Below are 1234 nucleotides of genomic sequence, written 5' to 3'. Positions count from 1 at the left end.
GTTTCTAATGACATGCTAAGTAGCGCCGAGCGTCTTTATGAAGTGTACCAGAAACGGTGGCGGATTGAAGAATACCACAAGTCAATTACTCATGTTACGCACGGGACTTGCTGGCTGACTAAAAAGCATTAGAATTCCGCTCTTAATTTTAGGGAGGGAATCCAATGGATATGCTTGATCTTTATAGTGATTATTTGATATTCCAAAACAAATATGCGACAGCAACAGGGTTGTCTGATTTAGTTGATGGAGCATTTACTCATGACAAGGTAACACGTTTTCTTCGTTTAGAAGATTTTGGTTCGAAATCGTTATGGAGTTATGTAAAAAAGCCAGTGAGGACGCAAGAATCTGTTGGTGGAGTATTAATAGTTGATGACTCCATCGAAGAGAAGCCCTACACCGATGAAAATGAGATTAACTGTTGGCATTACTCTCATGCCAAAGGGACTGTGCTTAAAGGGATAAATATCCTGACGTGCATGATCCGTTATGATGATTTCAGTGTACCCATAGGCTATGAGGTGATTAAGAAAGACATCTCCTATTCTGATATTAAAAGCAAACAAACGAGGAAAAAGTCCTCGGTCACTAAAAATCAATTATTTCAAAGCCTGATTGCCCAAGCCATTACCAATAAAGTAATGTTTGATTATGTACTGGCAGACAACTGGTTTGGCTCGAAGGTCAATATGGTTCGCATCCATAAAGACCTTCAAAAATCGTTTATCATTGGAATTAAGTCTAATCGCACATTAGCTTTATCTGAAAACGATGCCAACAACAGACGGTTCCAACAAGTAAGAACACTAGAGATTGAAGAGAATGTGGCCTACACAGTCTGGCTTAGAGGCCTAGACTTCCCCGTGAGGCTCCTGAAAAAGGTATTCAAAAACGAAAACGGTTCAACAGGAATTCTCTATCTTGTTTCTAATGACATGCTAAGTAGCGCCGAGCGTCTTTATGAAGTGTACCAGAAACGGTGGCGGATTGAAGAATACCACAAGTCAATTAAGCAAAATGCAAGCTTAACCAAGTCCCCAACTCGAACCGTCAAAACACAGTGCAATCATATTTATGCGTCTATTATTGCTTACTGCAAGCTCGAAATGCTGAAGATAAAAACTCATTTAAATCACTTTGCCATTAAGTACAAACTCATTGTTAGAGCAAACCAAATTGCTTGGCAGGAGCTCAAAAATATGACCGCTTAAAACTGAGTGTGCGTAACATG

At 39.6% G+C, this 1234-nt stretch carries 1 protein-coding gene and 1 pseudogene; both read left to right on the top strand.

The features are described 5' to 3' along the window. Positions 1–87: pseudogene (locus Lsan_RS23650) on the top strand (hypothetical protein); the annotation flags it as partial. A gap of 77 nt (positions 88–164) precedes the next feature. Continuing rightward, complete coding sequence (locus Lsan_RS21325) at positions 165–1214, top strand: IS701 family transposase (protein WP_065236328.1); 1050 nt, start codon at positions 165–167, stop codon at positions 1212–1214. The last annotated feature ends 20 nt before the right edge of the window (positions 1215–1234 follow it).

Origin of the sequence: Legionella santicrucis (assembly GCF_001468135.1) — a bacterium.
Classification (GTDB): Bacteria; Pseudomonadota; Gammaproteobacteria; order Legionellales; family Legionellaceae; genus Legionella; species Legionella santicrucis.
The sequence above is the reverse complement of the archived record's forward strand: the minus strand, read 5'-3'. Positions and strand labels throughout refer to the sequence as shown.